The sequence below is a fragment of the Streptomyces sp. NPDC000404 genome (genome assembly GCF_040300365.1).
GTDB lineage: Bacteria > Actinomycetota > Actinomycetes > Streptomycetales > Streptomycetaceae > Streptomyces > Streptomyces ramulosus.
On the sequence record NZ_JBEPDN010000008.1, the window covers coordinates 233,401 to 259,867 of the forward strand.

Annotated in this window: 9 protein-coding genes; 3 read left to right on the forward strand and 6 right to left on the reverse strand. The window is 74.6% G+C overall.

The window, feature by feature from the left end; genetic code table 11:
- Nucleotides 1-142 precede the first annotated feature (142 nt).
- From ABT345_RS17720 to ABT345_RS17730, 3 genes are read right to left on the reverse strand one after another with little or no spacing between them, the layout of a single operon-like run.
- A complete protein-coding gene (locus tag ABT345_RS17720) occupies nucleotides 143-1,027 on the reverse strand; it encodes a ricin-type beta-trefoil lectin domain protein (protein WP_345076877.1) in 885 nt (294 codons plus the stop codon).
- 41 nt (nucleotides 1,028-1,068) lie between these two features.
- Complete coding sequence (locus tag ABT345_RS17725) at nucleotides 1,069-3,726, reverse strand: right-handed parallel beta-helix repeat-containing protein (protein ID WP_345076874.1); 2,658 nt, start codon at nucleotides 3,724-3,726, stop codon at nucleotides 1,069-1,071.
- Entirely contained in the window at nucleotides 3,723-17,114 is a 13,392-nt protein-coding gene (locus ABT345_RS17730; RefSeq protein WP_345076872.1) for a hypothetical protein, read from the reverse strand. Before ABT345_RS17730 ends, ABT345_RS17725 begins: the two co-directional genes overlap by 4 nt.
- 279 nt (nucleotides 17,115-17,393) lie before the next feature.
- Between ABT345_RS17730 and ABT345_RS17735 the strand changes: the two genes are divergently transcribed.
- The 3 genes from ABT345_RS17735 to ABT345_RS17745 all read left to right on the forward strand — a co-directional run bounded on the left by ABT345_RS17735 (nucleotide 17,394) and on the right by ABT345_RS17745 (nucleotide 19,098).
- A complete protein-coding gene (locus ABT345_RS17735) occupies nucleotides 17,394-18,332 on the forward strand; it encodes a serine/arginine repetitive matrix protein 2 (RefSeq protein ID WP_345076869.1) in 939 nt (312 codons plus the stop codon).
- Between the two features lie 89 nt (nucleotides 18,333-18,421).
- Nucleotides 18,422-18,730 (forward strand): hypothetical protein, encoded by a 309-nt coding sequence (locus ABT345_RS17740; RefSeq protein WP_345076866.1) that lies wholly within the window; start codon nucleotides 18,422-18,424, stop codon nucleotides 18,728-18,730.
- A 56-nt stretch (nucleotides 18,731-18,786) separates the two neighbouring features.
- Nucleotides 18,787-19,098 carry a hypothetical protein gene (locus ABT345_RS17745; protein ID WP_345076863.1) on the forward strand — a complete coding sequence of 104 codons (312 nt, stop codon included), beginning with the start codon at nucleotides 18,787-18,789 and terminating at the stop codon, nucleotides 19,096-19,098.
- Nucleotides 19,099-19,166: 68 nt separating this feature from the next.
- Here ABT345_RS17745 and ABT345_RS17750 read toward each other — a convergent pair whose 3' ends face one another.
- The 3 genes from ABT345_RS17750 to ABT345_RS33260 all read right to left on the reverse strand — a co-directional run bounded on the left by ABT345_RS17750 (nucleotide 19,167) and on the right by ABT345_RS33260 (nucleotide 26,228).
- On the reverse strand, nucleotides 19,167-23,804 hold the full coding sequence (locus ABT345_RS17750) for an FtsK/SpoIIIE domain-containing protein (protein WP_351322704.1): 4,638 nt from the start codon (nucleotides 23,802-23,804) through the stop codon (nucleotides 19,167-19,169).
- A 148-nt stretch (nucleotides 23,805-23,952) separates the two neighbouring features.
- Nucleotides 23,953-25,317 (reverse strand): hypothetical protein, encoded by a 1,365-nt coding sequence (locus tag ABT345_RS17755; RefSeq protein ID WP_351322707.1) that lies wholly within the window; start codon nucleotides 25,315-25,317, stop codon nucleotides 23,953-23,955.
- Nucleotides 25,314-26,228, reverse strand: a complete 915-nt coding sequence (locus ABT345_RS33260; RefSeq protein WP_386461462.1) for a sigma-70 family RNA polymerase sigma factor — start codon at nucleotides 26,226-26,228, stop codon at nucleotides 25,314-25,316. Before ABT345_RS33260 ends, ABT345_RS17755 begins: the two co-directional genes overlap by 4 nt.
- Nucleotides 26,229-26,467: the final 239 nt, after the last annotated feature.

The window sequence follows — 26,467 nt, forward strand, 5'->3', positions numbered from 1 at the left end:
GCCCGTGGCCCGGCCAACGAACCACCCCTGCTCGGCCAAGAGCACGTAAAAAGACGGTGGTTGGGGCTTCACCACATGCCACCGGGCGCGGGGGAGGACCCCGCGCCCGGTGGGGGCCGGACGTCGCCGTCCGGTGGCCGGATCAGGCCGGCACGCTCCACTTCTGCGCGGGGTTGCCCGAGCAGTTGGCGATCTGGACGCGCGTGCCGTTCGAGGCGTTGGCGGCGCGGATGTCCAGGCACTTGTTGGCCGGCAGGTTCACCAGGTCGTGCGGGGCGCCCGCGAAGACCCACTGCTGCGACGGACGGCCGTTGCAGTCCCACAGATGGATCAGCGAACCGTCCGACGTGGCGCCGTCCGCGACGTCCATGCACTTGCCGAACGCGCGCACCGTGCCGTCCGACGCCATCGTCCAGCGCTGGGCGGGCAGACCGTTGCAGTCGTGGACCTGAACGGGCGTGCCGTTGGCGCGGCCGCCGTTGGCGACGTCCAGGCAGATGCCGTTCATACCGGTGATGGGGCCGGCCGGGCCGGTGACCTTCGGCGGCTGCGCCGGGTGGTGCTTCGCCTTGCCCGTGGACGGGGCGTCGCCCACCACGCCGCCGTTCTGCGGCTGTTGCGGCGGATGCGGGGCGTCCTGGCCGCGCGGCGGGGGCACGTCGCGCGCGGGCCGGCCGGCCGGGGGCGCGTCGTCGTCCTTCTTGCCGGGCGCGTCGGTGGCCTTCGCCTCCTTCGTCGCGCTCGGCGACGGCTCGGCCTTCTTCGACGCCTCCGGCGAGGGGCTGGCCACCGCGGCGGCGGCCACCCGGGTGTCGTCGGCGCTCATCCGCAGCCCGCGCTGGGCCAGCGGCCCGAGCACCACGGCTCCGGCGACGAGCGCGACGGTCGAGCCGAGCGCGATCCACACCCGGCGCTCGGGCAGCAGCCCGATCCGCGTCCGGCCCGGGTCGCGGGCGAACGTACGGGAGAAACCGCCGGGCGGCTCCTTCGACGGGGGGTTGGGGGAACGGGAGTTGTCCGGTGGCACGGGGACCTCCGAGTAGGAACGGACGGGGAGGGAGGAAGGCTTCAGAGGGTGAGGGCGCTCTCCGGCAGGTCGAGCGGGGAGAGCTGCATCAGGACATCGGCGTCCGGTGCCTCCAGTTCGGAGACGCGCATCGCCTGCCGCTCGGTCATCTCCTGGAAGACCTGGCGCGCGGTGCGGCCGTTGCCGAAGCGGACGGTCCGCGGGATCGCCGCGAAGTGGCCCGACAGCGCCTCGCGCGCCTCGCCGGTCAGCTTGTACGCGTGCCGCTCGGCATGGTGCTCCACGATGTGCACCAGCTCGTCGGAGCTGTAGTCCTCGAACAGCAGGGTGCGGGAGAAGCGCGAGGACAGACCGGGGTTGGAGCCGATGAAGCGGTCCATGTCGTCGGGGTAGCCCGCCGCGATGACGACGACCTCGTCGCGCTGGTCCTCCATCAGCTTCACCAGCGTGGCGATGGCCTCCGTACCGAAGTCGTTCCCGGCGACGGCCGGGGCCAGCGAGTACGCCTCGTCGATGAAGAGCACCCCGCCGCGGGCCCGGTTGAACGCCTCGGTGGTCTTCGGACCGGTGTGACCGACGTACTCGCCGACCAGCGCGGAGCGGTCCACCTCCACCAGATGCCCGACGGCCAGCAGCCCCAGCGCCTTCAGCAGCCGGCCGTAGAGCCGGGCCACCGTCGTCTTACCGGTGCCGGGGTTGCCCGCGAAGACCAGATGGCGGCTGAGCGGCGGCGCCGGCAGCCCGGCCTCGCGGCGCCGCCGGACCGTCTGCATCAGCTTGACCATGCCGCCGACATCGCTCTTGACCCGCTCCAGGCCGACCAGTTCGCCCAGCTCGGTCAGCAGGTCCTCCAGCGACTCCGGCTCCGCCTCGGGCGCGCCCTCGTCGGCCAGCTCCCCGGTCTCGTCGGGCCGCTCCGCCTCGGGCGCCGGGCCGGACGGCTGACCGGACGCGCCGGGCCGGGCGGGTGCCGCCGGGCCGGGACCGGCGGCGCCCGCGGTCGGCAGCACCGACTGCTCCACGCCGTGCGCCGTGCAGTCCTCGAACACCGGGGCCGCGTCCTTGGCGGTGCCCAGGTCCTGGGCGCAGTCGAAGATCCGGCAGCGGACGAAGCGCGGCTCGGCCCGCTCGCCGATGTGCAGCGCGGGGAAGGCGGTGGCGCGGATGTCGCAGTACTCGAAGGTGCCGGACGCGTCGTCGCCGACGAGGACGCCGTTCTTCCCGGCGGTGTCGATGCGGACGCCGGTCACCGCGCAGTCGGTGTCCTTCCACAGCACCAGCGCGGTGCCGCCGGCCCGGAACACCCCGCCGCCGTCCATCCGCAGCCGGGCGCCGCCCGCCACCGTCACACCGGCGCTGCCCACGTCCGCGATCCGGGTGCCGGTCAGCAGCGCCCGGGCGCCGGGACCCAGCTCCACACCGGCCTTGCGCTGCCCGGCGACCGTGCTCTCCGTCAGCTCCGACTCCTCGGCCGACAGCAGTCGTACGCCGCTCTCGCCGCCCGTCACCCGGCAGCCGGTCAGCGCCACCGCACCGGCCACCGCCACCTGCACCCCGCACATCGCGGCGTCGCTCAGCACGCAGTCCGCGGCGCGCACCCGGGCCTCGTCCGTGACGACCAGCGCATGCTCCTCGCTGCCCGTCACCCGGCAGCCGGCCAGCTCACCGCGGGCCCGCTCGCCCAGGTGCAGGGCGCTGAAGCCGCTGCCGGACACCGCGCAGTCCGTCAGCGCCAGCACGCTCTCGCCCAGCGCCAGCGCGCCGTTGGCCGCCGGGGCCACCACCCGGCAATCCCGCGCGGCCAGCTGGGCGGAGCCGCCGGTGACCAGGCCGCTGCCGCCCGGCGTCGCGATGCGGCAGCCGGTCAGATCGACCCGCGCCCCGTGCTCGGCCTGCGCGCCGGAGCCAGCGGCGCCCTCGACCAGACAGTCGTCCAGCAGGACCTGCGCGGTGTCCTGCGCCAGCAGCCCGTGACGGCCGGGGCCGGTCAGCCGGGCGGCGCGCACCGCCAGCCGGGTCGCGCCCCGGGCGCGCAGCGCCGAACCCGAACTCCCGGTGATCCGCAGCCCGTCGGCGACCACCCGCGCGGTGCCGGACAGCACCACGCCGATGCCGTCGACCGAGGTGATCACGGCGTCCTCAAGACGCGCCCGGCCGTCGCCGCTGACGTGCAGCGCGGCATGGCGGGCGCCGTGCAGCCGGGTGCGGCGCAACAGCAGCACCCCGCCGGTCGTCGGGTCCTGGAGGTCCTCCACCAGATCCGCGGTGAGCGCGCCGTGCAGCGCCGCCAGCCGCGCGGCCTCCTCGGGCAGCTCGGCCTCCGGCGCGTCCGGGGCGTCGGGCCGGCCCAGCACCTCGATCCGGCCGTGGCTGAGCGCACACTCCTCCAGCACCAGACCGGCCGCGTCCTCGACCCGCACCAGCGCCTCCGCCGGATCGCTGCCCTGGAGGGTCAGCTGCCGGACCGCGCAGTCCGGGGCGGCGACGCTCAGCGCCGGGCCGTGGGCCGGACGGATCTCGACGGTGCCCGGCCCCTGTTCGGGGACGAGCACCACCCGGCGCTCCAGCCGCACGTGCTCCGGGTAGGCGCCCGGCGCGATCGCGATCACCGCGCCCGCGGGGACGGCCGCCACCGCATCGGAGATCGTCCGGTGGGCACCGCGCCCCCGGGCGGCGACGCGGTACACGGGGTTCGTCATGACGTGCTCTCCTGCGGGTCGTGCGGGGCGGGGTCGGACGGCTCGGGGGCGGGCTGCCGCCACCACGGCGGATCGGCCTGCCGCAGCTCGGGCGTGAGGATCAGCCCGCCGAACATCTTGTCGGCGAACTTGCTGATGCCGCCCACCAGGAACAGATCCGCCAGGCCCTGCCGATGGTAGAACCTGCCCGCGGCCGACTGCTGCAGCAGTGTCTTGCCCGCCCCGAAGGTGAGACCGCCCACGAGGCCCGACGCCATGCCGAGACCGCCCTCGCGCAGCGCGTCCGTCCCCGAGAGGTGGACGACGTTGCCGTTCGCGTCGTACACCCCGAAGATCGCGGCGCTCGCGGTGCCGGTGATGAAGCCGGAGACCAGGCCGGAGGCGATGCCGACGCTGAAGTCGTACGTTCCGGCGCGCCAGCGGGTGACCTTCTCGTTGCCCGCCCACTCCGTCGACCAGGTGTCGTCGGAGGCCGGCGGGCGGGCGAACGGCTTGCCGGAATCGACGTTGCTCATCCCGGTCTTGAGGGCGCCGCCGCGCCCGGCCATGTTGTGCAGCCCGCTCACGCCGATCTTCACCGTGGAGCCGACCGCCGCGCCGAACGCCGCCTTGGCCACGTCCGTCCAGCTGAACTCCCGCCCGGAGATCTCCGCCGCGACCGCGTTGACGATCAGACCGACGGTGAAGTCGAGCGTGAACTCCTGGACGAACTCCACCAGCGCCTGCGTGGCGGCCTTCTGGACGAACGGCGTGTACAGCGATTCGCCGTTCACGTTCTTCGACCACTCGAAGCGGTTCGGCTCCCGCAGCATCCGGCTGCCGCCGCGGTACTCGGCGGCCCAGCCGCGGAAGTCGTTCTCCCGGCCGGCCAGCGTCATCCGGCCGAAGCTGTCCTTCTCCCAGACGTACCCGGCCATCGTCCGCTCCGACAGCAGCGTGGTGCCGTCGGCGCCGCCGTAGCGCCGCCACTGCTTGTTCCACGCGTCGGACTCCAGGAACGTCCCGTCGTCCAGCGCGGTGCGGGTGCGCACCGCCACGCCGTTGTCGAACTCCCGCCACTCACCGGCCTTGTACTCCGCGTCCGGCGTCGCCCGGTGCTCGCGGACCCGGACCGACGGATCGCCGAAGTGGTCCTGGAACGCCGAGCCGGAGCGCGGCACCGGCGGGATCTCCTGGACGAGGTCAGCGCCGGCGCTGTCGCGCCACAGCGCGCCCTTGCGCCAGTCGTCGAGCGGGTTGCCGCGGGTGTCGGTCCAGGTGCGGATGCGGCCGCCGGCGCCGTCGCCGAACTCCAGGACGTGGCCGTCCTTGTCGACCTTGTTCCAGTGCCACACCGGCGGCTCGCCGTCGCGTCCGGCCACCCGCCAGGCGTCGACGAACGTGCCGTCGTCGAGCACCCGGTGATCGCGGATCAGCCGGCCCGCGGCGTCGAAGTCCTGGTACGAGGCGTTGTCCCAGTACCGTCCGGTGCCGCCGCCCGCCGACTGCACCCGGACACCGGACTCGCCGCCCGCCTCCCAGGTGATCCTGGCGGCGCCGGGGCGGCCGGTCGCGGTGACCTCGATGCCCGCGCCGCCGTCGCCGCCCGGCCAGGTGTCGCGGCGCGCCGTGATCTCCCCGTGCTGGTTCGTGCGGATCCAGTCGTCGCCGGGCCCGGCGGCCGCCGCGTCGTCGGCCGCGGCGGCGCGGGGCGGGGTGCGGTACTCCACCACGGTGCCGTCGGCGAAGCCCTCCCGCGCCACGCGCCACTGGCCGGCGCCCGGCGTGAACCAGTCGCCGTCGGCGGCGCCGGGGCGGTAGCGGTCCTGCCAGACGAGCGCGCCGTGCCCCCGGTCGCCGCCGCCGGTGCCGGTGAAGTCGCCGGGGTGGAAGGTGCGGTGGCCCTTGAGCCCGTCGTCCCCCGCCGACCAGGGCAGATACCCCTCCCGAGCGGTGGCGCCGGCCGGCAGCTCCACATCGCCGACGGTCAGCTTGGAGCCGTCGGAGAGGGTGGAGGTGGCGCGGACGACGGTGCCGTCGGAGGCGATGTCGAGCGTGGAGCCGTCCCGGCCCACCAGCCGCACGCCGGTCGTCGCGGGCGCCTCGGCGCCGGCGGGCGTGTACTTCCAGGTGTGCACCTGAAAGCCGCTGTCGGCGCGCAGCCAGCCCTTCCCGTCGAACGTGTGGTGCTCGACGGAGGAGAGCAGCTGACGGACCCACGACGGCGGGCGCTGCTCCATGAGGCGGTGGGTCTGAAGGAAACCGCCGTCCTTGAGGGTGGTGCCCGCGGCGTTCTCCTTGCCGTGCGCGGAGTGCGAGATCCAGTCCCGCTTCAGGGTGCCGTCCGCCTCCATCTCCCGCTGGAAGTACCGGCGGTTGCTGTCGGCGTGCAGCCGGCCGAACCGCTCGTGGACGGTCTCGGTGAGCCCCGTCCGCGCATCGGTCAGGGTGTCGGTCCAGCCGCGCCCCGGGCTCCACGTCCGCTCGCCCTCGGCGAGGTGCCGGTACTCGGCGTCGTAGCGGTGCCAGGTGGTGGGGCGGTTGGTCAGGCCCTGGGTGAGCGGGTCGCGGTCGAGTTCGGCGAGGACATGGCCGCCGTCGGGGTTCTCCCGCCAGTGGCGCACGCGGGTGGTGCCGTCCATGTCGTACCAGCTGCGGCCGCTGGTCCCGAAGTGGCGGTGGCCGTGACGCCCGGCGGTGCCGTCGGGCAGGATCTCCTGCCAGTCGCTGCGCTGGTGGCCGAAGCGGGCGAACCCGGTGGCGCCGGTGGGCCGCTGGGCGTCCAGATGGCCGCCGCCGGGCAGCGGGCGCCGCTCGAAGACCTCGGCGCCGCTGTGGCTGAGCAGCTGCACCCGGCCGCCCGCGATCCCCTTGTCGCCGACGGTCCCGGCGTCGAACCACTTCGCGGTGGCACCCTCGGCCCGCTCCGCGGCGCCGGGCACGATCCGCTTCCAGGTGGCCTTCGCGGCGTCGGAGCCGTCGGCGGGCTTCGCCGGGTGGTCGATCTCGAAGTGGTGGCCGGGCTGCAGCTCGCCGTGGTGGACGACGTTGATCCGCATCTTCTCCAGGCTGCCGTCCGCCCGGTACAGCGTGAACTCGCCCTCGCGCAGTGGCCCGGAGCCGTCCACGCGGAATCCGCCGTCGCCCTGCCGGACGACGTGGACGCCGGTGCCGTCGAGGCGGGCGTCGAGCAGTTCGTCGGAGCCCGTGCGCAGGAACCGGCCGTCGGGCGCATCGGCGAGCCGCACGGCGTCGTACAGGTGTGTCCCGGCGCCGTCCGCGACATGGAAGGTGCTGCCCTCGACGGTGACGGTACGGGTCACCGTGCCGTCCTCGGCGACCAGCCGGAACCCGCCGTCGCCGTCCTCGACGCGGAAGCCGCCGCCGGGCCGCGCCTCGGCGGTGAAGCCCTCGGCCCGCCGGAGGTCGGCGCCGAGGACGTCCACGGCGCCGTGTGCGTAGGACCGCAGCGACTGCCCGGCGGCGCCGGGGGCGTCCGGCAGGCGCAGCGCCCGGAACTCGTGGGTGCCCGAGGCGTCGAAGACGTGCACCGCGGTGCCGTCCGTCACCCGGAAGCCGTCGCCGTGCGCGGCGATGTCCGTGCCGGGCAGCGGGGTGCCGTCCGCGGTGTGCAGCGGGCCGGACGGGGCGGGCGCCGCGCCGCCGGGGCGGGCGAGCGGCCGGTGGGCGAAGCGCGTCGCGCCGTCCGCGTCGGTCAGCTCCACCAGGTCGTGCAGCTGGCCGCCCCGCCGGTCGAAGACCTGGTGGCCCTCGGCCGTGGAGACGCGCAGATGCTCGCCGTACGCCTCGACGCGGGCGCCCGGCACCGGCGTGCCGTCACCGAACCGCAGGACGTGGCCGTCGGGGGTCTCCACCACCGTGCGGAAGAGCGTCAGCCCCTCCGGGGTGTGCAGCGACACCTCGCGGGGCGCGCCGGTGCCTGCCGGCGCGCCGTGCGGCGCCGGGGCGGGCGGCGCCTGCTCCCCGTGCGGGGGCGCCCCGTGCACGGGCGGCGCCGGAGGCTGCGGCGGGGTGTGGACGGCCGGGACGCCGGCCTGCTCCAGGGTCTGCATCTCGTGCCATTCGCCGGCCGGCCGGGTCGACCGCCCGGCGCCGCCCACCAGCCGGGGGCGTTCCTTGAGGGAGGCGTCCAGCAGGTCGTCCAGCTTGCCGCGGACGACATCGGGGTCCATGCCGTGCGTCCGGAACGCGTCTTGGGCCTGGTCGAACCGGGTCCGCGCGGCGTCCCGTTCGACGCGGGCCCGCTCGCCGACGCTGAGGCCGTGCGAGGAACCGTCGGCGCGCCCGCCCTGGGTGTCGAGGCGGAACTGCGCCTGATCGAGGTCGATCCGCGCGCGCTGGACGTCGTTCCAGGCGTCCACCCGCGCCCGGACCACGTCCTCGGTGTCGCCGGGGCGGCGGAAGACGTCGAGGCGGGCCTCGGACTCCCGGATCCAGGCGGCGTCCAGCTCCGCGCCGGTGGGACGGGAGGCGTGGACGGAGGGGAGGCCGCCCTCGGGGAGCTTGCCGGTCGCCTTGGCGCTGAGGCCGCCGGTGGGGCCGTCGCCGAGGCGGAGGCCGTCGACGGACGGGGCGAGGTCGTCCGCCGCGGTGGGCGGCGTGGTCCGCTCCCAACTGGCGGGCTTCGGCAGGTTGGTGAACTCGTCCGCGTTGTGCAGCACCCCGCCGCGCAGATCCGCGGCGATGGCCGAGAAGTCCGTCCCGCTCCAGCTCTTCGCCAGCGGCTTCGCGCCGCCGGTGACGGCGAGGCCGACGCGGTTGTCACCGGGTTGGTGGGTGACGGTGACGGTCAGCTCGTCGGGCGAGCCGGGCTTGCTGACGGTGAAGGTCTTCACCAGCCCGTCCTCGCTGGTGGACGGGCGCACGGTGACGTCCTCGAAGCCCCGCCAGCGGACGATGGAGGACTGGTCGAAGGCGCGGCCGAAGTCGTCGAACGCGGTGCCCGACGGCAGACCGGGCCACTCCTCCCGCATGACGGCGGCGAACCGGTCGGGGGAGATCTCCTCGGCCCGCACCGGCACGATCGTCAGCCCGCTCTCCACGCGGGTGTCGCCGGTGCGGACGAGCGTCGTCGGGGGGAGGGTGATCTCCCACTGGTCGGGGCTGCGCGGAATCGGCGCGCCCGCGGCGACGTGGTCGAAGTGCGGCGGATAGGCCATGACGAGCTTGCCGTGGCCGGCCGGGACGTGGATCTCGAAGACGACGCGGTTGCTCAGCTCCAGCCCCTTGGCCCACTCGGGCTGGAAGTCGAAGGTGTTGGACGTGGAGATCGGCAGCCGCTCGGTGAAGGTGCCCGCCTGCTGGCTCGCCGGGTCCATGGAGACACCGCGGTAGACCGTGATGTCCTTGTCGGCCCCCTCGAACAGCAGGTCGTGGGTGACGCGGTGGAAATCCTGCACCTTGCCCAGGAGCTTGTCGCTCGCCGCCCCGGGCTTGAGGAAACCGCCGTAGCCGCGCTTGGAGGTGAAGGCGCCGGTCACGACGTCCTGCATGAGTGCGGCCAGCTTGCCGTCGGCCGCCGCACGCCCGAGATGGCGGTGGGCGACGTCGACCAGGGCGGTCCAGTTCTCCGCGGACGCGCCGCCGAGTCCGGCCGCGGCGGGCGGGAGGTCGGTGCGGGGCGCCGGGACCGCCGGCGCGTCGTGGAACGCGCCGTTGGACCACAGATGGCGCTGCGGGCCGGAGGGCGTGGCGACGGTGATGCGGCCGTCCTCGATCCGCACCGGCCAGGGGTGGCCGCCGGCCGGGTCCGCCACCGGCGCCGGGTGGGGCCCGTCCAGGCGCGTGGTGGTGGCGAGGGTGTGGCCGTCGAGCGGTCCGCCGCGCAGCACGAGGTCCTCACCGGCCAGGGCGAGCCGGTTGCCGAAGCCGACCTTGTAGTGCCAGGTGCGGAGGGTGGCGCCGCCCGGCGCGTCCAGCAGATCGACACGGAACTGCTTGTTCCGCGGGCCGAAGTCCTCGGCGTGCAGCACCAGCCGGCCGCCGGCGTCGTCCCCGCCGCGGAACTGCGGGTGCGCGCCCCGCGGCACCTCGACGACCGCGCCGTCGCCGAAGGGCAGCTCCTTCTGGTGCGGCCCCAGGTCGCCGCCGCTGCCGCCCGGCAGCCGCGGGCGTTCCCTGAGCGAGGCGGCGAGCAGATCGTCCAGCCGGGCGCCGACCTCGTCCGGCTCCAGGCCGTGCGCCCGGAAGGCGTCCCGGGCGAGGCCGAGCCGCGAGGCCGCCTCACCGTGGTCGAGCGCCGCGTGGTCGCCGACGGTCAGGCCGTCGGAGCCGCCGGAGTGGTTGCCGCCCTCGGTGTCGAGGCGGAACTGCGCCCGGTCCAGCTGCGCCTGCGCCCGCTGGACCTCCACCCAGGCGTCCACCCGCGCCTGGACCGCGTCCTCGGTGTCGCCGGGGCGGCGGAAGACGTCGAGGCGGGCGTCGGATTCCCGGATCCAGGCGGCGTCCAGTTCGGCGCCGGTGGGACGGGAGGCGTGGACGGAGGGGAGGCTGCCCTCGGGGAGCTTGCCCATGGCCTTGGCGCTGAGGCCGCCGGTGGGACCGTCGCCGAGGCGGAGGCCGTCGACGGAGCGGGCGAGGTCGGCCGCCGGGGTGTGCGGCGCGGCGGGCGGGCCGTCCCAACTCCCCGGCTTCGGCAGGCTGCTGAACTCCTCCGCGTTGTGCAGCACCCCGCCGCGCAGATCGGCGGCGATATGGGTGAAGCCGGTGCCGCTCCAGCTCTTGTCCAGCAGCTTCTCGCCGCCGGGACCGGTGAACGTGACGCCGACGCTGTTGGCGTCGGGCCGGTGGGTGACGGTGACGGTCAGCTCGTCCGCGGAGCCCGGCTTGCTGACGGTGAAGGTCTTCACCAGCCCGTCCTCGCTGAGCGACGGTCGCACCGTGACGTCCTCGAAGCCGCTCCAGCGGACGATCGAGGACTGGTCGAAGGCGCGGCCGAAGTCGTCGAAGGCGGTGCCCGAGGGCAGACCGGGCCATTCCGCCTTGATGACGGCGGCGAAGTCGGCCGGCGCGATCGCCTCGGCCCGCACCGGCACGATCGTCAGGCCGCTGCCCGGATCGATCCGGGGCTCGCCGTTGCGCACCAGCGTCGTGGGGGCGAGGGTGATCTCCCACTGGTCGGGGCTGCGCGGCGCCGGGTTCCCGGTGTGGTCGAAGTGCGGCGGGTAGGCCATCGCGAGCTTGCCGTGGTCCGCCGGGACCTGGATCTCGAAGACGACGCGGTTGCTCACCACCCCGTTCCTCGCCCACTCGGGCTGGAAGTCGAAGGTGTTGGACGTGGAGATCGGCAGCCGCTCGGTGAACGTGGCGGCCGCCTGGCTCTCCGGATCCATGGAGACGCCGCGGTAGACGGTCAGCTCCTTGTTGGGGCCCTCGAACAGCAGGTCCTGCGTGACGCGGTGGAAGTCCTCCACCTTCGAGAGCAGCGCGCCGTCCTCCAGCTTCGACGGGATGACGAAACCGCCGTAGCCGCGCTTGGAGGTGAACGAGCCGCCGATGACGTCCCGCATCAGCGCCGCGACCTTGCCGTCGGCGTCGGCCCGCCCCAGGTGCAGCCGGGCGACGTCGATGAGGGAGTTCCAGTTCTCCGCGTACCGGCCGCTCAGTCCGGCGGCCGCGGGCGGCGCGCCGGTGTGCGGCGCGGGGACCGCCGGGGCGTCGTGGAACGCGCCGTCGGACCAGGTGTAGCGCTGCGGGCCGGAGGGCGTGGCGACGGTGATGTGGCCGTCCTCGATCTTCACCGGCCAGGCGTGGCCACCGGCCGCGTCCACCGGCGCCGCCGTGGACTTCCCCAGCTTCGAGGTCGTCTCCACCGTGATGCCGTCGAGCGGACCGCCGCGCAGCGCGATGTCCTCCCCGCTGAGGCTGAGCCCCATCCCGCGCTGGTAGTGCCAGGTGCGGACGGGGCTGCCGCCCGGCGCGTCCAGCAGCTGGACGCTGATCCGGGTGTCGGCGGCGCCGCCGTGGACGACGAGCCGGTCGCCGAACTCCTCGGCGCCCGCCAGCGTCGGCACCTGGCGGCGCGGGGCCTGGACCACCACTCCGTCCAGACCCGGGAGGTCCTTCTCGAACCGGCCGGTCGCCTGCGCGCCGCCGAGCAGCCGCGGGCGCTCGGCGAGCGAGAGGTCGTCCAGGGCGCGCAGTTCGTGCGCCACGGCGTCCGGGTCCATGCCGAGCTGCCGGAAGCTGTCCCGGGCGTGGCCGAGGCGGTTGGCCGCCGCATCGAGGTCGACCCGCGCCTGCTCGCCGACGCTCGGCCCGCCGGAACCGCCGTCCCCGCGGCCGCCGTTGATGTCGAAGTCCAGCTGCGCCTGGTCGAACTCCCGCTGTGCGCGCTGCACCTCACCCCAGGCGCCGACCCGCGCGTCGACCACGTCGTCGGAGGCGCCGGGGCTGCGGAAGACGTCGAGCCGGGCGTCGGACTCCCGCGCCCAGATCGCGTCCAGCTCCGCGCCGGAGGGCCGGGACGGGACGCCGCGGCCGGCGCCGGGCAGCCGGACGTCGAGCGGGCCGGTGCCCTCCGGGAGGCCACCGGTGGTGCCGCCGGCCGGGCCCGGCGTGCCGTGCGCGTCGCCGGCGCCCGCGCCGGGGGCGTGCGGGACCTCCGCGGGCGGGGCGGCGTCCCAGCTCTTGGGCAGCGGCAGCGCCTCCAGCATGTCGTTCCGGTACAGGACATCTCCCCGCAGGTCCGCCCCGAGGCCACGGAACTGCTCCGGGCCGAAGGTCCGCTCGGAGAGGACCTTGCCGTCGGCGTCGGTGAACGTGAGACGGACGGATTCCTTCTCCGGCAGGTGGGTGATGCCGATGGTGAGGTCGCCGGAGCGGCCGGGCTTGGAGACGGTCACCGTCCGCACCAGGCCGTCCCCGCTCAGCTCGGCGCGGGCGGAGGCGTCCCCCAGGCCCTCCCAGCGGTTGATGGTCTGCGGGTCGAAGGCGCGTCCGAAGTCGTCGAAGGCGGTGCTCGACGGGAAGCCGGGCCCCTCCTCGTAGATGAGCTTGGCGAAGTCGTCCGGGGAGATCGCCTTGGCGCGGACCGGGACGATCGTCAAACCGGTGTCGGGATCGAGGTAGTTGTCCCCGGTACGCTCCAGCGTCGTCGGCGGGAGGGTGACCTCCCACTGGTCGCTCACGGGGGCCGCGGCGCCCGCGCCGGCGTGGTCGTAGTGCGGCGGGTACGCCAGGGCCATCTTGCCGTGGTCGGCGGGGACGTCGATCTTGAAGACGATGCGGTTGCTCCGCGGGATGTTCCCCGCCCAGTGGGGCTGGAAGTCCATGGTGTTGGACGTGGAGATCGGCAGCCGCTCGATGAAGGTGCCGGCGGTCTGGCCCGACGGTTCCATCGTCATGCCCCGGTAGACGGTGATCCGCTGGCTGGGGCTCTTGAACACCAGGTCCTGGGCGAGGTCGTGGAACTCCCTCGTGGGGGCGACCAGGTCGCCCCGCTCCAGGGCCTTGGGGTCGACGTAACCGCCGTAGCCGCGCTTTCCGGTGAATCCGCCTCCGTAGATCTTCTTCATCATGGCGTCGACCGACTTGTTGACCGCCGCCTCGCCCAGGTGCGCCCGGGCGAGGTCGACGAGCTTGCCCCAGTTCGCGGCGGCGTCGCCGGTCAGGCCCGCGGCGGCCGGCGGCGGGTCGGTGTGCGGCGCCGGGAGCGGCGGACCGTCCTGGAACGCGCCGCCGGACCAGGTGTAGCGCTGCGGTCCGGCCGGCGAGGCGATGGTGACCTCGTCCCCGTCGATCCTGACGGGCCAGGCATTCCCGCCCGCTTCGAGGGGATTCGCCTTGCTCAGGGCGGTGGTCAGCGTACTGCCGTCGAAGTGTCCGCCGCGCAGGACGAGGTCCTCGCCGGTCACCCGGAGCGGCCCGATACCGCGGTTGAAGTGCCAGGTGCGGACGGGGCTGCCGCCCGGCGCGTCCAGCAGCTGGACGTCGAAACTCCGGTCGGCCGCGCCGCCGCGGACCACGAGGCGGTCCCCGAGGGGACCGGCGTCGATGATCTCCGGGACCTCGCCGCGCGGTGCGCGCACCACCGCGCCCGCCACACCCGGCAGCTCCTTCTCGGCCCGGCCGCTCGCCTGCGCACCGCCCAGCAGCCGCGGACGCTCCTTCAGCGAGGCGGCATCCAGCGCGTCCAGCTTGCGGGTCACGTCGTGCGGGTCCATGCCGTGCGCCCGGAACGCGTCCTCGGCGTCGCCCAGGGCCTTCTCGGTGGCCCGGAAGTCGGCCAGCGCCTGGTCGCCGACGGACGGGCCGGACGAGGGACCGTCGATCCGGCCGCCGACCGCGTCGAGGTGGCTCTCCGCCGCCGCGTGGTCGATCCGCGCCTGCTGCACCCGGTCCCAGGCGCCCAGCCGCGCCTCCAGGTCGCCGGGGAGATCGCCGGGCCTGCGGAACACGTCCACCTTGGCGAGCGACTCGTTCTTCCACTGCGCGAACGGGTCGGGCGCCTTGCCCTTGCCCTTCCCGCCGATCCCGGCGCCGTCCGGGCCGCCGAGATCGACGCCGTCGGGGCGCCCGTGCGGGGCGCCCGGCGCGGGCAGGTGCCCGGTGGCCGGGCGGACGATCCCGGCGCCCGGTACGTCGATGCCACCCCCGGCGTGCGACACCACCGGCGTGGTCGCGCCGTCCAGCGCCGTGACGCCGTGCCCGGGCGTCCCCGCGCCGGGCACCTCGGGCAGCTTCGGCTCCGGCACCGCGGTGGCCGCCGCGCCGGTGGCCGGGGTCTCCACCGGGTGGCCCGGCACGGCGCCCGGCCCGTCGGGCGCACCGTGGCCGGGCGCCGGTACGGTCCGCTCGCCCAGCCCGGCGAGGTCCCCGCCGAACCCGCCCTGCGGGGTGCGCACCGGAGCGCCCACGGCGGGCACCTCGGTGTGCGCCGCGGCCGGCGGGGCCAGGTGCTCCCCGGCGGCCGGCGGCGTGAGCCCGCGCGCGGCCGGCGGCGGGGTGACGCCGGTGGTCCCGGCGGCGGGCATGTCGACGCCGTGCGTGACGGTGCCGGGCGGGGTGATCCCGTGAGTGGCGGAGGCCGGGGGCGTGATGCCGTGGGCGCCCGTCACCGGCGGGGTGATGCCGTGGGTGGCGACGGCCGGCGGGGTGATGCCGGAGACGTCCACCCCGGCGCCGAGGCCGCGGGCCGCGCCGACGTCGGCGATCTTCCCGGCGCCCGCGGTGACGGCGGCGCCCGGCACATCGGTGTGGGCCAGCCCCTGCACCGGACCCGGCGTCACCGAGCCGGTGGCCGGGAGGTGGACCGTGCCCGGCGCGGTCACGCCGGGCGCGGCGGTGCCGGTCGCGGGCAGGTCGATCCGGCCGACGGACGGCGTCGAGACCGGGGTGTGCGCCCCGGTGGCCGGGACGTCGAGATGCCCGACGGTGGGCATCGACCCCGGCGTGAGGGATCCGGTGTGCAGGTCGACGGCGCCGACGGCGGGCGCGCCCGGCGTCTCGACGTGGCCCAGGTCGACCAGGCCCGCGGACGAACCGTGCGGCGCCGCGACCGACGTCGACGGCAGGTCGAAGGAGCGCAGCGCCGGAACGTCCGCGATCCGCGCGCCCGAGCCGATGTTGCCCAGATCGCCCAGGTTGCCGGAGAAGTTGAAGTGCCCGCCCGAGACGGATCCCAGACCGTGCCCGCCCAGCCCGGTCGTGCCGCCCGGCGCCGTCACGCCGGACAGTCCGCCCTGCGGCGAGAGGTGCGAGACCGGGCCCGCGGTCGGCAGGTCGCCGAGCACCCCGGAGTGGCCGAGGTTCGACAGTCCGCCCAGCGACGAGTCGAGGGAGCCGAGCCCCTGCATCGACGGCAGGTTCAGCCCGCCGTGCAGCCCGCCGAGGCCCTGCACCGACGGCATGGAGATCCCGCCGTGCAGCCCGCCGCCCATGCCCGCCGGCTTCGGCATCGACAGATGCGGGGTGCCGAGGCCGCCGACCGAACCGTCGAAGTGCATCGCCGGCGGGGCGCTCACGCCGTGCGTCGACAGCGACGGCGAGAACGTCCCGGGCCCGGCGAAGTTCCCGGTCCGCATCACCGCGAGGTCGCCGATCGGGTCGATGTGCACCGACGGGATGCCCCCGCCGCCTGCGCCCGCGAGGTGGTTGATCGGCCCGGCGCCGCCCAGCAGCCGCCCGCCCGCACCGACCGCGCCGAAGCGGTACTTGCCGAACACGCCGCGCTCGATGAAGCCGATCTTGAGCGCCTTGCCGATGCCCAGCGCCTGGATCTCGGCGGCGTCCACCGGCAGGATCAGCCGCAGCGACTTGAAGCCGGACAGCCCGCCCACGACCGACTTGCCGCCGGCGACCAGCCCGGAGCCGATCCATTTGGCGGCGTTGCCGATGCCCTTCATCCCGCCGTACGCCAACGCCCCGGCGATGTGCAGCCCGTTGATGCCCGCGGGCAGCATCATCGGCAGCGCCTTGAACGGCGTGACGATGTGGAAGGTGCCGTTCATGCCGGTGAAGATCCGGCCGCCGAACCCGGGGATCCTGCTGAACGGCGTGTGCGTCCACAGGCCGTTCAGGCCCCGGCTCCAGCTCGACGCGCCCCGTGCGAAGTCCTTCGCGCCGAAGAACAGATGCAGCGACATGTTGAGGATGTTGCGGCCCGTGAAGACGTTCTTGAACGAGGTGAACGCCGTCTTGATGCCGCCGATGCCCTTGGCGGCCAGCCCCCGCAGGCTGGAGAACACCTTGGTGATCTGCAGGCCCTTGGTGCTGGGCGCGATCATGCCGAGCCCGGCCAGCAGCAGGTCCAGCGCGCTGGCGTCGCCGTTGGCGAAGTCCACCGCGGTCTTGATGAAGATGGCGACGTTCAGCGCGACGGCGAACAGCGCCACCGGACCGCCGACGATGATGGCGGGGATGATCAGGATGATCGCCAGCCAGCTGAGCGCCTTCATGATCTCGTCGCAGGCGTCGATCGGCGAGGCGATCTTCTCCCCGGCCTCCCGCACCGCCCGCGCCGCCGTCTTCGACGCCTCCTTCTGGACGTCCCCGGCGTCCTTCGCCGTCGACTTCAGCGAGTCGCGGCCGTCCTCGTCGTCCTCGGCCAGCCCCTTGGCCTGCTGGAGCGCGGCATCCGCCCGGCCCTGCTGCTCCTCCATGACCGCCTGATAGGTCCGCAGCGCGTTCTGCACGTCCTCCTGCGCCTCGCGGAACGTCGAGACGAAGTTGCGCAGTTTGCCGTCGATGACCTCGCGCAGCGCGTCACCGGTCTTGCCGACGAAGGCGCCGTCCGTGGTGTTCTTCACCTCGGTGAGCCCGTCGTCGATCTTGTCGGCGAGATCGACCAGCTCCTGCTGGGACGCGATGACCTCCCGGATCCTGGCCGCGTCACCCGGGGTCGGGTCCGAGTCCAGGCCCAGGGCGCTCCAGTCCGTTTCGCGGGGCAACGACGTACCGGCCTTCCTTGAACGGCTGCCGCAGGCGGCGCGGCAGGGTGGTGCGGGTGGGGTGCGGTGCGGGCAGTACGGGCAGTTCGGGCCCGGATCCGCCGGCGAGAGGGCCGGCGGGAGGAAGGGCCCGTACGCATAACACGCACCACGGGCCCGGGAGGTTCACCGCCCGGCGCACGAATTCCGCTTCGGTGTGAACCATCCGGCCCGCCCGTGCGTGAGAGGAGTGCAAGGTATTGCTTCCCCGCCGCCCGGCCGCAGGCCCCAGAGGTGCCCATGCCCGACTTCTCCATCGACTACGAGCTGCTCAACCAGGTGCAGACCCGGATGCGTCAGCTGGCCGACACCGCCGACTCCGGCGGCGCCAAGGGCGCGCTCAAGACCCTGACGGAGTCGACCGACGACGCCAAGAGCGTCATGGGCTTCAGCGACCTGGGCGCGGCGATGTACGCCTTCTCGCACCGCTCCGCGAGCCGGGCGAAGGACGCGAAGGACGGCCTCAACAAGCTCGCCGACATCTTCGAGTCGGTCTCCGACAACTACTTCCAGGTCGACGCCGGCATGGCGGACAGCGCCGGGGTCATGGGCGCCAGCCTCGGCCTGGACGACTGGAAGCACAAGAAGGCCGCCTGGGAGCAGTGGGACGAGGACACCAAGGCGTGGAACGACTACCTGAAGGAGATCGGCGCCGACGGCTACTTCAAGGAGCACCCCGGGGCCGACATCAACGAGGTGTGCTCCGCCGACGGCGCCCCGGGCTGGTGCGACCGGTACAACAACGACAAGGACGTGCCCTCGCAGCCCGGTGACCACCCCGAGGGCGAGCGCCCGAGCGACACCCCGCCCACCGAGAAGACCATCACCACCGAATCGGGCAGCACCCACGTCAAGGTGACCCTCGACGAGAACAACAACGTCATGACCGAGGAGTCCACCGTCACGATCGGCACCGGCGACGACGAACAGAAGTACACCAACAAGACGACGTACGACTCGGCGCCGCAGCCCATCACCCTCAAGGACGGCAAGACCTTCGACGCCCGTGACTACACCACGGTGACGACCGGCCCGGACGGCTCGGAGACCACCAGCCGGTACGTCATCAACGACGACGGCAGCGGCACCATGACCGTCACCACGGACGACGAGACCACGACCTACACCCGCTCCTCCCCCTTCGGCGACGGCGCCGAATGGAAGGAGAAGGAGGACTGAGCCGCGCCGCGCGCGCCGGCCGTCCGCCCCCGGGGCCCCGCCCCGGAACCCGAAGCCCCCGTACGACATCCCGTCACCAAGGAGAGATCTTGGCCGCCAACATCAGCCTCGACTTCGCGGAGATCGAGCGCGTCTCGAACCTCCTCAAGAACAGTGCCGACAACACCCTTGTGCCCCGGATGACGGAGGCCAAGAACGAGGTCGACACGATGCTCAACTCCACGCTGAAGTTCAACAACTCCAGCCCCGCCCTCCAGCAGTCCTACGAGAAGCTGACGCAGTCGCTCACCGAGGCGACGCAGAGCATCAAGGACTTCGCGGAGCAGTTCGAGAAGATCGTCCAGTCGATGCGGGACATGGACGACGAGATGGCGAACAAGATCCGCTCCAGCGGCTGACGCCTCCGCCGCCCGGCGGCACCCCGCAGACCCGACCGCACTTCCCGGAGGAACACATGGCACAGGACGTCCTTCTCGACTACGACGACATCAAGCGCGTCGCCAACACCATGGAGAACAAGTTCACCGACATCGCCAACGAACTGGGCGATCTGGAGAACACGGTGAGCGCGCTGCTCAAGGACGGTCTCGTCTTCGAGCAGTCCAGCCCGGCGCTCGAAGAGGCGTACCAGGCGTTCAGCAAGCAGATGAAGGAGTCCTCCGCGAACATCAAGGTGTTCGCGCAGTCCTTCACCGACATCGTGAAGTCGATGACGGACTCCGACAGCCAGATCGCCGCGGGCGTCCGCAGCAGCTCCAAGGGCTGAGGCCGCGCGCGAACGGGCCCGGCACCCACCGTGGGTGCCGGGCCCGTTCGCGTTCCGGGGACGGTGCGTCAGCTCTCCAGGACCGTCAGCGGCACCTGCACCGGCACCACGCTGCCGGACGGGCCCGCCGTCCAGGCGCGGCCCGGGTTCATCCGGGTGCGGATGTGCTCGGCGCTGATGCGCGCGCCGATGATGTCGCCGTCGCCGATCGTCCGCGCCCCGAGCAGCAGACCGCGCCGCGAGCGGCGGACCATGCCGATCCAGCCCATCGAGCTCATGCCCTCCGACGGACCGCCGATCAAGATGCCCTGGTTGCGGTCGCGGCCGGACGAGGCGATCTTCCGCAGCACCTTGTCCGCACCGCAGCTGGAGAGCAGGTCGCTGTCGTCGGCGACCACGACCACCGGCTTGTCGCCGACGGCGCGCAGCGCCTCCTCGACGGTGTTCGCCGACGGGTCGGTGTCCGTGATGACCTGCGCCAGACCGTGGTCGGCGAGCCTGCGCAGCGGCGACTCGCGCGGGGCGAGCACCACCAGCGACGTACCGCCGGTGAGCAGCGAGACGGACATCGCCGCGAGGGCGGTGGAGCGGCCCGACCCGGGCGGGCCGACGACCGCGAAGCTGCCGCCGCCGGAGAGGAAGTCGAAGCCCAGCGGCCGCACCTCGTCCCCGCCGATGCCCAGCAGCGCCCACATCGGGCGGCGCGAGGTCTCCGGAACCTGGTCCATCGCCTCCTGGAAGCCGATGAGCTTCGGCATCTCCGCCACCCGGAACGGCCGCCGCTCGGCGGACAGCGCCGCGTCCCGCTCGGTGGCGAGCCGCCCGATCTCCCGCAGCGCGTCGGCCTGATCGGCGCTGCCCTGGCCGGGCACGCCGTCACCGGCGGTCGGCAGCAGCGCGATCTGCGTCTCGACGGCGGCCGGGGTGTGCCAGCCGCGACCGGGCGGGATGTGGCCCGGCACCCGGTTCGGCGACATCCCCGCGAGGTAGTAGTCGCCCTTGTCCGACTGGCGCAGCAGCAGCCGGAAGTCGTTGTGCGCGGAGAGCCGCCCGCCGAGCAGCCCGCGCTCGGACGACGCCACCAGATGGATACCGGCCGCGGCGCCCTCCCGCAGCAACCGCGTGACCTCCTCGAACAGCCGCCCGCCGTCGTACTCGTCGAGCATCTGGGAGATGCCGTCCCAGCCGTCGATCAGCAGCATCACATGGGCCGGGCGCTCGGCGGCCGGCAGGGCGGCGCGCAGCTCGGTCAGGCTCGCGCAGTCGTGCGCCGCCATCTTCTCCTGACGCATGGTCAGCTCGCGGATCAGCCGGCCCAGCAGCCGCGCCAGCCGCTCGGTGTCGAAGCGGGAGACCACCGCACCGCAGTGCGGCAGCGCCTCCAGCGCGGACAGCCCGCCGCCCGCCGCGTCGATCGCGTACAGATGCAGATCGGCGGCGGACAGCGTGCGCGCCGCCGAACCGGCGAGGGTGCGCAGCACCTGCGTACGGCCCGAACGCGGCGCGCCCACGACGTAGAGGTGGCCGAAGGCGGCGAAGTCCAGGCAGCAGACCCGGCGCTCCTGCTGGCTCGGCAGGTCGAGCAGCGCGTACGGCACGGCCGCGGGGCGGCCCGGCGGGGTCGGCGGGGCCTTCGGCAGGTCGTCGAGGGTGACGACGTCCGGCAGCGCCGGCAGCCACGGGCTGGCCTGCTCGCTGTGGTCCGCCAGCGCGGCGGTCGCCTTGCGGATCGTCTCGACCAGGGCCAGCAGATCGGTCGCGGTCTCCGGCGCCGCGACGTCCGCCCCGGCGTCCTCGTCCTCGTCGAACAGCTCGACGGGACGGCCCAGCCGGTTCCAGGACAGCTCGACGCCGCGGACGTTGCGGGCGGCGGCGGTGACCGCCCCCGGCTGCGTGGGCGCGTCGTCCTCGCCGGGCTCCTGACCGGCGCGGGCGGCGCCGACCCAGGCGGTCTGGAACGGCGTCGGAGCGTGGTCGCCGCGGCGCACCAGGGCGCGGCCGGGTGTCGCGGAGGAGATGCTCACCGCGTCGCCGGAGTCGATGATGTCCTGGCTCTCGCTCTTGTCGGTGACCCGCAGCGCGATCCGCAGGTTGGTGTTGGCCTTGATGTCGGTGGAGACCGAACCGCCGGGCCGCTGGGTGGCGAGGATCAGATGCAGACCGAGCGAACGGCCGCGCTGCGCCAGGCTGATGAGGCCCGGCACGAAGTCCGGCACCTCGCGCACCAGCGTCGCGAACTCGTCGATGACGATCAGCAGCCGCGGCAGCGCGGGCAGCTCGCGGTCGCGGGAGCGCTTGGCGCGGTAGTCGGCGTGGTCCTTGGCCTCGACGTCCGCGAGCAGCTGCTCACGGCGGCGCAGCTCCGCGTCGAGCGAGGCCAGCGCCCGCTGCACGAGGTGGCCGTCGAGGTCGGTGACCATGCCGAGGGTGTGCGGCAGTTCGGCGCACTCGCGGAACGCGCTGCCGCCCTTGTAGTCGATGAGGACGAACGCCAGCTCGTCGGGCCGGTTGGCGGCGGCGAGCGAGGCGATCATGGTCTGGAGCAGTTCGGACTTGCCGGAGCCGGTGGTGCCGGCGACCAGCCCGTGCGGCCCGTCGCGCACCAGGTCCAGCCGGAGCGGCCCGTCGTACCCGGCGCCCAGCACGAACGTCGTCGACGCGGGACGCCTCTCCCACGAGCGCAGCAGCGCCTCGACGTTCGGCGGCTCCTGGCCGATCAGCCCGAGCAGCTTGACGCCGTCCGGCAGCCCCGAGTCGCCGTCGAGGGTGACGTCACGGACCGGGGCGAGCGCGCGGGCGACCTCCTCGCACCAGGCGGTGTCCACCAGATCCGCGCGCACCCCGCTGACCTTGGGCGAACCGGTGGTGTGCACGGCGAGGTGGTTGCCGGTCGCGGTGATGACGGAGGTGCACTCCTCCGGCAGCAGCCGCTCCTGCTCGTCCACGCAGAGGCTGTAGATGTGCACCGGCGGCCCGGCCTTGAGGACCTGCACCATGCCGGGCACGTCGCGCAGCCGCCGCGCGCCGTCCGCGATGACCAGCACGTCCGGCTCGTCCAGCAGGGTGCGGCCGAGCGCGGAGCCGGCGGCCGCGGTACGCGCCTGGATGTCGGCGACGAGTTCGTTGATGCGGTGCGCGGTGGACTCGGGGTCGTTGCCGAGCGCGACGACGCTGGTGCCGCGGCCGGTGTCCAGATGCGGCAGCCACCGCACCCACGACCAGGCCTCGGCGTTCTCGTCGCTGGTGAGGACCACGATGCGCAGATCGCGGGGGCTGTGCAGCACCGCGCTCTGGGCGACCGTCCAGGCGGCGATCGAGCGGGTGACGGCGCCGGGCCCGGCGAGGCCCACGACGCCGAGGTCGGCCATCTCCAGGCCGTAGGGCACATCGGCGAGCCGCCAGTGCACGGAGCGGTGGTTGGAGTCCCGCGCCTGGTCCTCGATCCGCCGCAGCGACGGGCGGGTCAGCGTGCCCAGCCGCACGGTGAGCCGGTCCGGGTCGCGGCGGCGCCGCTCCCAGAGGGAACCGGACGGGCCGGTGGCGGTCAGCAGCACCGTCGCGGGGTCGGGGAAGGTGGTGTTGCGCAGGTGCCGTTCCTCGACGGCGGCCTCCCGCAGCTCCAGTTCGAGGGAGGCGCGGCGCAGCCGGTAGACGCGCAGCGACTCCTCGTACTGCTTACGGCCGGTGCGGCGGCCGATGATCCAGTTGCTGATCGCCATCATCGGGCTGAAGAAGATGAAGATCATGAAGTAGAAGGACCGGAAGAGGCCCATCATGATCAGGCCCATCATCAGCGGCGCCAGCACGAAGAGCAGTGGGAAGGCGCGCGGTCCCGGGCGCGACGGCGGGCCCTGCATCCGCATCGTCTCGGCGTCCAGGTGCGGGGCGATCCGCGGCGGGCGGTTGTACTCGACCGCCATGCCGTCCGCCGACGGGTTGACCGCCGCGTCCGGCTGGAACGGCGCCGTCAGCCGCAGCAGATGCTCCCCCAGGGAGAGGTCGGCGAAGGCCGGCCACTGCGCGGAGCCGTCGCTCGGCGGCGGGCGGTGGCCCGGGGGCCGCTCCGGCTCGGCCGGCGGCAGCCCGTCGGGGCCGGGCGCGACCGAGTGGCCGCCGGTGCCGCCGTCGCGGACCCCGGCCGGCTCCTCCGCCGTCAGCGGGGTGCCCGTCTCGGGGTCCACCGGCGGCGGGGGCGTCAGGCTGCGCAGCCCGCAGCTGTCCTCGTCGGCGTCCTCCGGCAGCAGATACGTCACCTCGCCGTCCGGGCCGACGGTGAGCCAGACGCCGTGGTCGGGGGCGCCGCCGCCGGACAGCCGCAGCGCGCAGCCGCGGGCGGTGCCGATCTCGTGGCTGCCCGCGCCGAGCCGCCAGACCCGGCCCGCGCCGGGCCCGCCGACGTGCCGGACCTCGACGAGGACGGGGTCGCCCGGCGCCGGGGCCCACGCCCGCGAGGGGGGAACGACGGCGCACGGCGCGCCCAGCCCGAGGACGGCGCCGTCCCGGATGCCGGAGCCGCGCAGCGGCAGCGCTCCGTCCAGGGGGCGGTCACCGAGGTAGACCTGCGGGGGCGGTGGGGGATTCTCGTCGCTGTCCGGCGGCGCCGGGGCCAGCGAGGCGGCGAGGTCGGCGACGGTCGCCTGCTCGGGCACATCGAGCAGATGGTCCGTCAGGCGTCCGGCGTCGGAGGTGGTGAGCGTCAGTTTCACGGGGGTCCCACTGATCGGTGCCGTCAAAGGGGCGGTACGGGGCGAGGACGTGTCCGCCCGCTCCTGCCGTCACCCGGAGCGGGCAGGAGCGTGCGGACACGGCCGGGCGGCCGCCGGGCGGCGGCCGCCCGCGGTGCGGCGGGTCGGGTCAGGAGCGCGCGGCGGGCCGGGCGGCGCCGCCGGTCGCCTCCTGTCCCCGGCCGGCGGGCGCGGCCCGGCCGGGGAAGCCGTCGGCGGCGTCCTGCGCGGTGTCGGCCGCGGCGGCGCGCGCGGAGACGCCGGGCGCACCGGCGGCGCCGCTCCGGGCGGAGGCGCCCGGGGCCGGCGGTTCCTCCGCCGTGGCGGCGCCCGCCGCGTTCTCCATGTTCTTCGGGGTCTTCGCGGTCGACACCGGGCGTCGCCCGGCGGGCGCCGGGACCCGGCTGCCGACGGCCGCGGTCGCCTCGGCCGCGTCCTCGTCGAACAGCGCGTCCGGGTGGCCGTCGGCGGTGCCCGCGGCGGGCGGCGGCGGCAGCACCGGCGGCAGATCGGCCAGCACCCGCGACAGCGCCCGGCCCAGCGCGTTGGCCGAGGTCAGCAGCGAGGTGCCGGTGAGCAGCAGCTGACCGTGACGGTCCGTCAGCAGTCGCCGGGCGTGGCCGCGGGGCCGGCCGGGCACCACGATCCGCAGCCGGGGCGGGCCGCCGGGGCTGTGCCCGAAGTCGTCGGGCAGCGGATCGGGCAGCTCGGCGGCGGCGAGCACCGGTGCGATGCCGTGCCGCGGCTCCGTCTCCCGGGCGGCGCGGTACGCCTCCCGGACCGGTGCGCCCGGATGCCGCGGATGGACGCCCTCGGCGACGGTGACCAGCCCCTCCGGCAGCCGCGCGTCGAGCTGCGCGGTGAGCGCCCGCACGAGGGCGGGGGCGGTGCGGGCGTCGCCCTCCACCGCGGTGACCGCGGGCCCCGACGCCAGGTCGAGGAAGGCGCAGCGGCCCTCCCCGACGCCGACGGCGACGAGCAGCGGCGGGCCGTCGTCCGCGGACGGCGCGACGGCGGGCAGGTCCTCGCGCCGCACCGTCCAGCGGCGCGGGTCCGCCGGGTCCTCGGACCACGGGGCGCCGGGCGCGTCCGCGGCGGTACCGGCCAACAGCACGGTGACGGTGGCTCCGTCGACCAGCGCCGCGTACGGCCGGGGCGCGCGGTCCGCGGCGGCGCCGGGCGCGGCCGCCTGCCGGGCGGCGGTCACGGCGCGCTCGGCGTCCCGCCAGGTGTGCGGGGAGCGCAGATGGCGGATGAGCAGCCGCAGCGCCTTGCGGTGGGCGCGCAGCGCACGCAGCGGTGCGCCGAAGGCGTGCGCGGTGGCGGCGGCCTCCCGGCGTACCGCGTTCCTGGAGGCCTTCCAGCCGCCGGCCCGCTGTACGGGTATCCGGATCAGGAAGAAGAGCAGCAGGACCATCCCGAGCACGCCGAGGATGGTGAAGATGAGGTTCTGGTGGGCGTTGATGAAGGCGAACGGATCGCCGGAACGGCTCATGCGGCGGCGCTTTCGGCGGGGGAGTCAGGGGGCGTCGCGGTCGTACGGTCGGCGGGGTGCGGGGGCGGCGCGTTCGTGGCGGTCCTCGGGGTCGTGTTCCGCAGCCGGGGGCGCGGGACGGTGGGCCTGGCGGAGGCGGCGAGCTCGCGCCGCATTGCCAGCAGAGCGTAGTGCGTACGGGACTTGACGGTGCCGCGCGGTATGCCCATGGCCTGCGCGGCCTCGGCGCCGGTGCGGTCCAGCAGGTGGACGTGGACCAGCGCGTCGCGGTGTTCGGGGGAGAGGCGGCACAGCGCCTGGGTGATGACCTGGCGGTCCACGACGGCGTCGGCCATGTCGGCGCCCGCGGGACGGGTCAGCGCCTCGGCTGGTGTCGGGCCCACCGGCACGGCCCGCTCCCGGCGGTGCGCGTCGACCGCGAGGTTGTGCGCCACGGTGAACAGCCAGGACCCGAGCCGGGGCCGGCCCCGCCCGGCATCGGCGCGCGGCCGGCCGCGCGCGGGGTCCGGGTGCGGGCCCTCGCCCTCCCGCCGGCAGCCGCCTTCGTGACCGGTGCGCGCGGCGGGCACCCGGACCTCCGGCGCCGCGCACCCGGCCTCACCCGCCCGCGCCGCGCCGCTCTCCCGGAACGCGCCCGCGCCGCAACGCTCTTCGGGGGCGCGCAGGTCCTGGAGGTCTTCGTCGGTGAGGTCGAGGCGGTCGGCGGCGAGCCAGGCGCGCAGGAAGGTCTCCTGGACGATGTCCTCGGCGCGGTAGGGGTCGCCGGAGGTCAGACGGGCGGCGTAGCGCAGCAGGGCGGGGCGGTGGCGCTCCATCGCACCGCGCAGCAGGGCGTCCGCGTCGGCGGGCGGGCGCGCCCCGCCGGAGCGGCCGCCGTCTGCGCGAGGTGTGGACGGGTGGGCCGTTCGCAAAACGGGCACTCCTCCTCGGACAGGGCACGAACCGGGAAAAGATCTCTCGTGCCGCCGGTACGTGGCGTTTTCTCGGCGCGGGGCGCATGAGGTGACGGGGTCCGCGGGGCTCCCCGGCCCCGTTCGGTCGCGAGCTGCTCCCACCCCGGGCGGTCATCCCGGGAAGCGCGTCGGATACGTCGTGAGCTTGACGCAAATTCCGGCCCGGCAACCTCAAGGGACCCTCTGAACTTCTCACA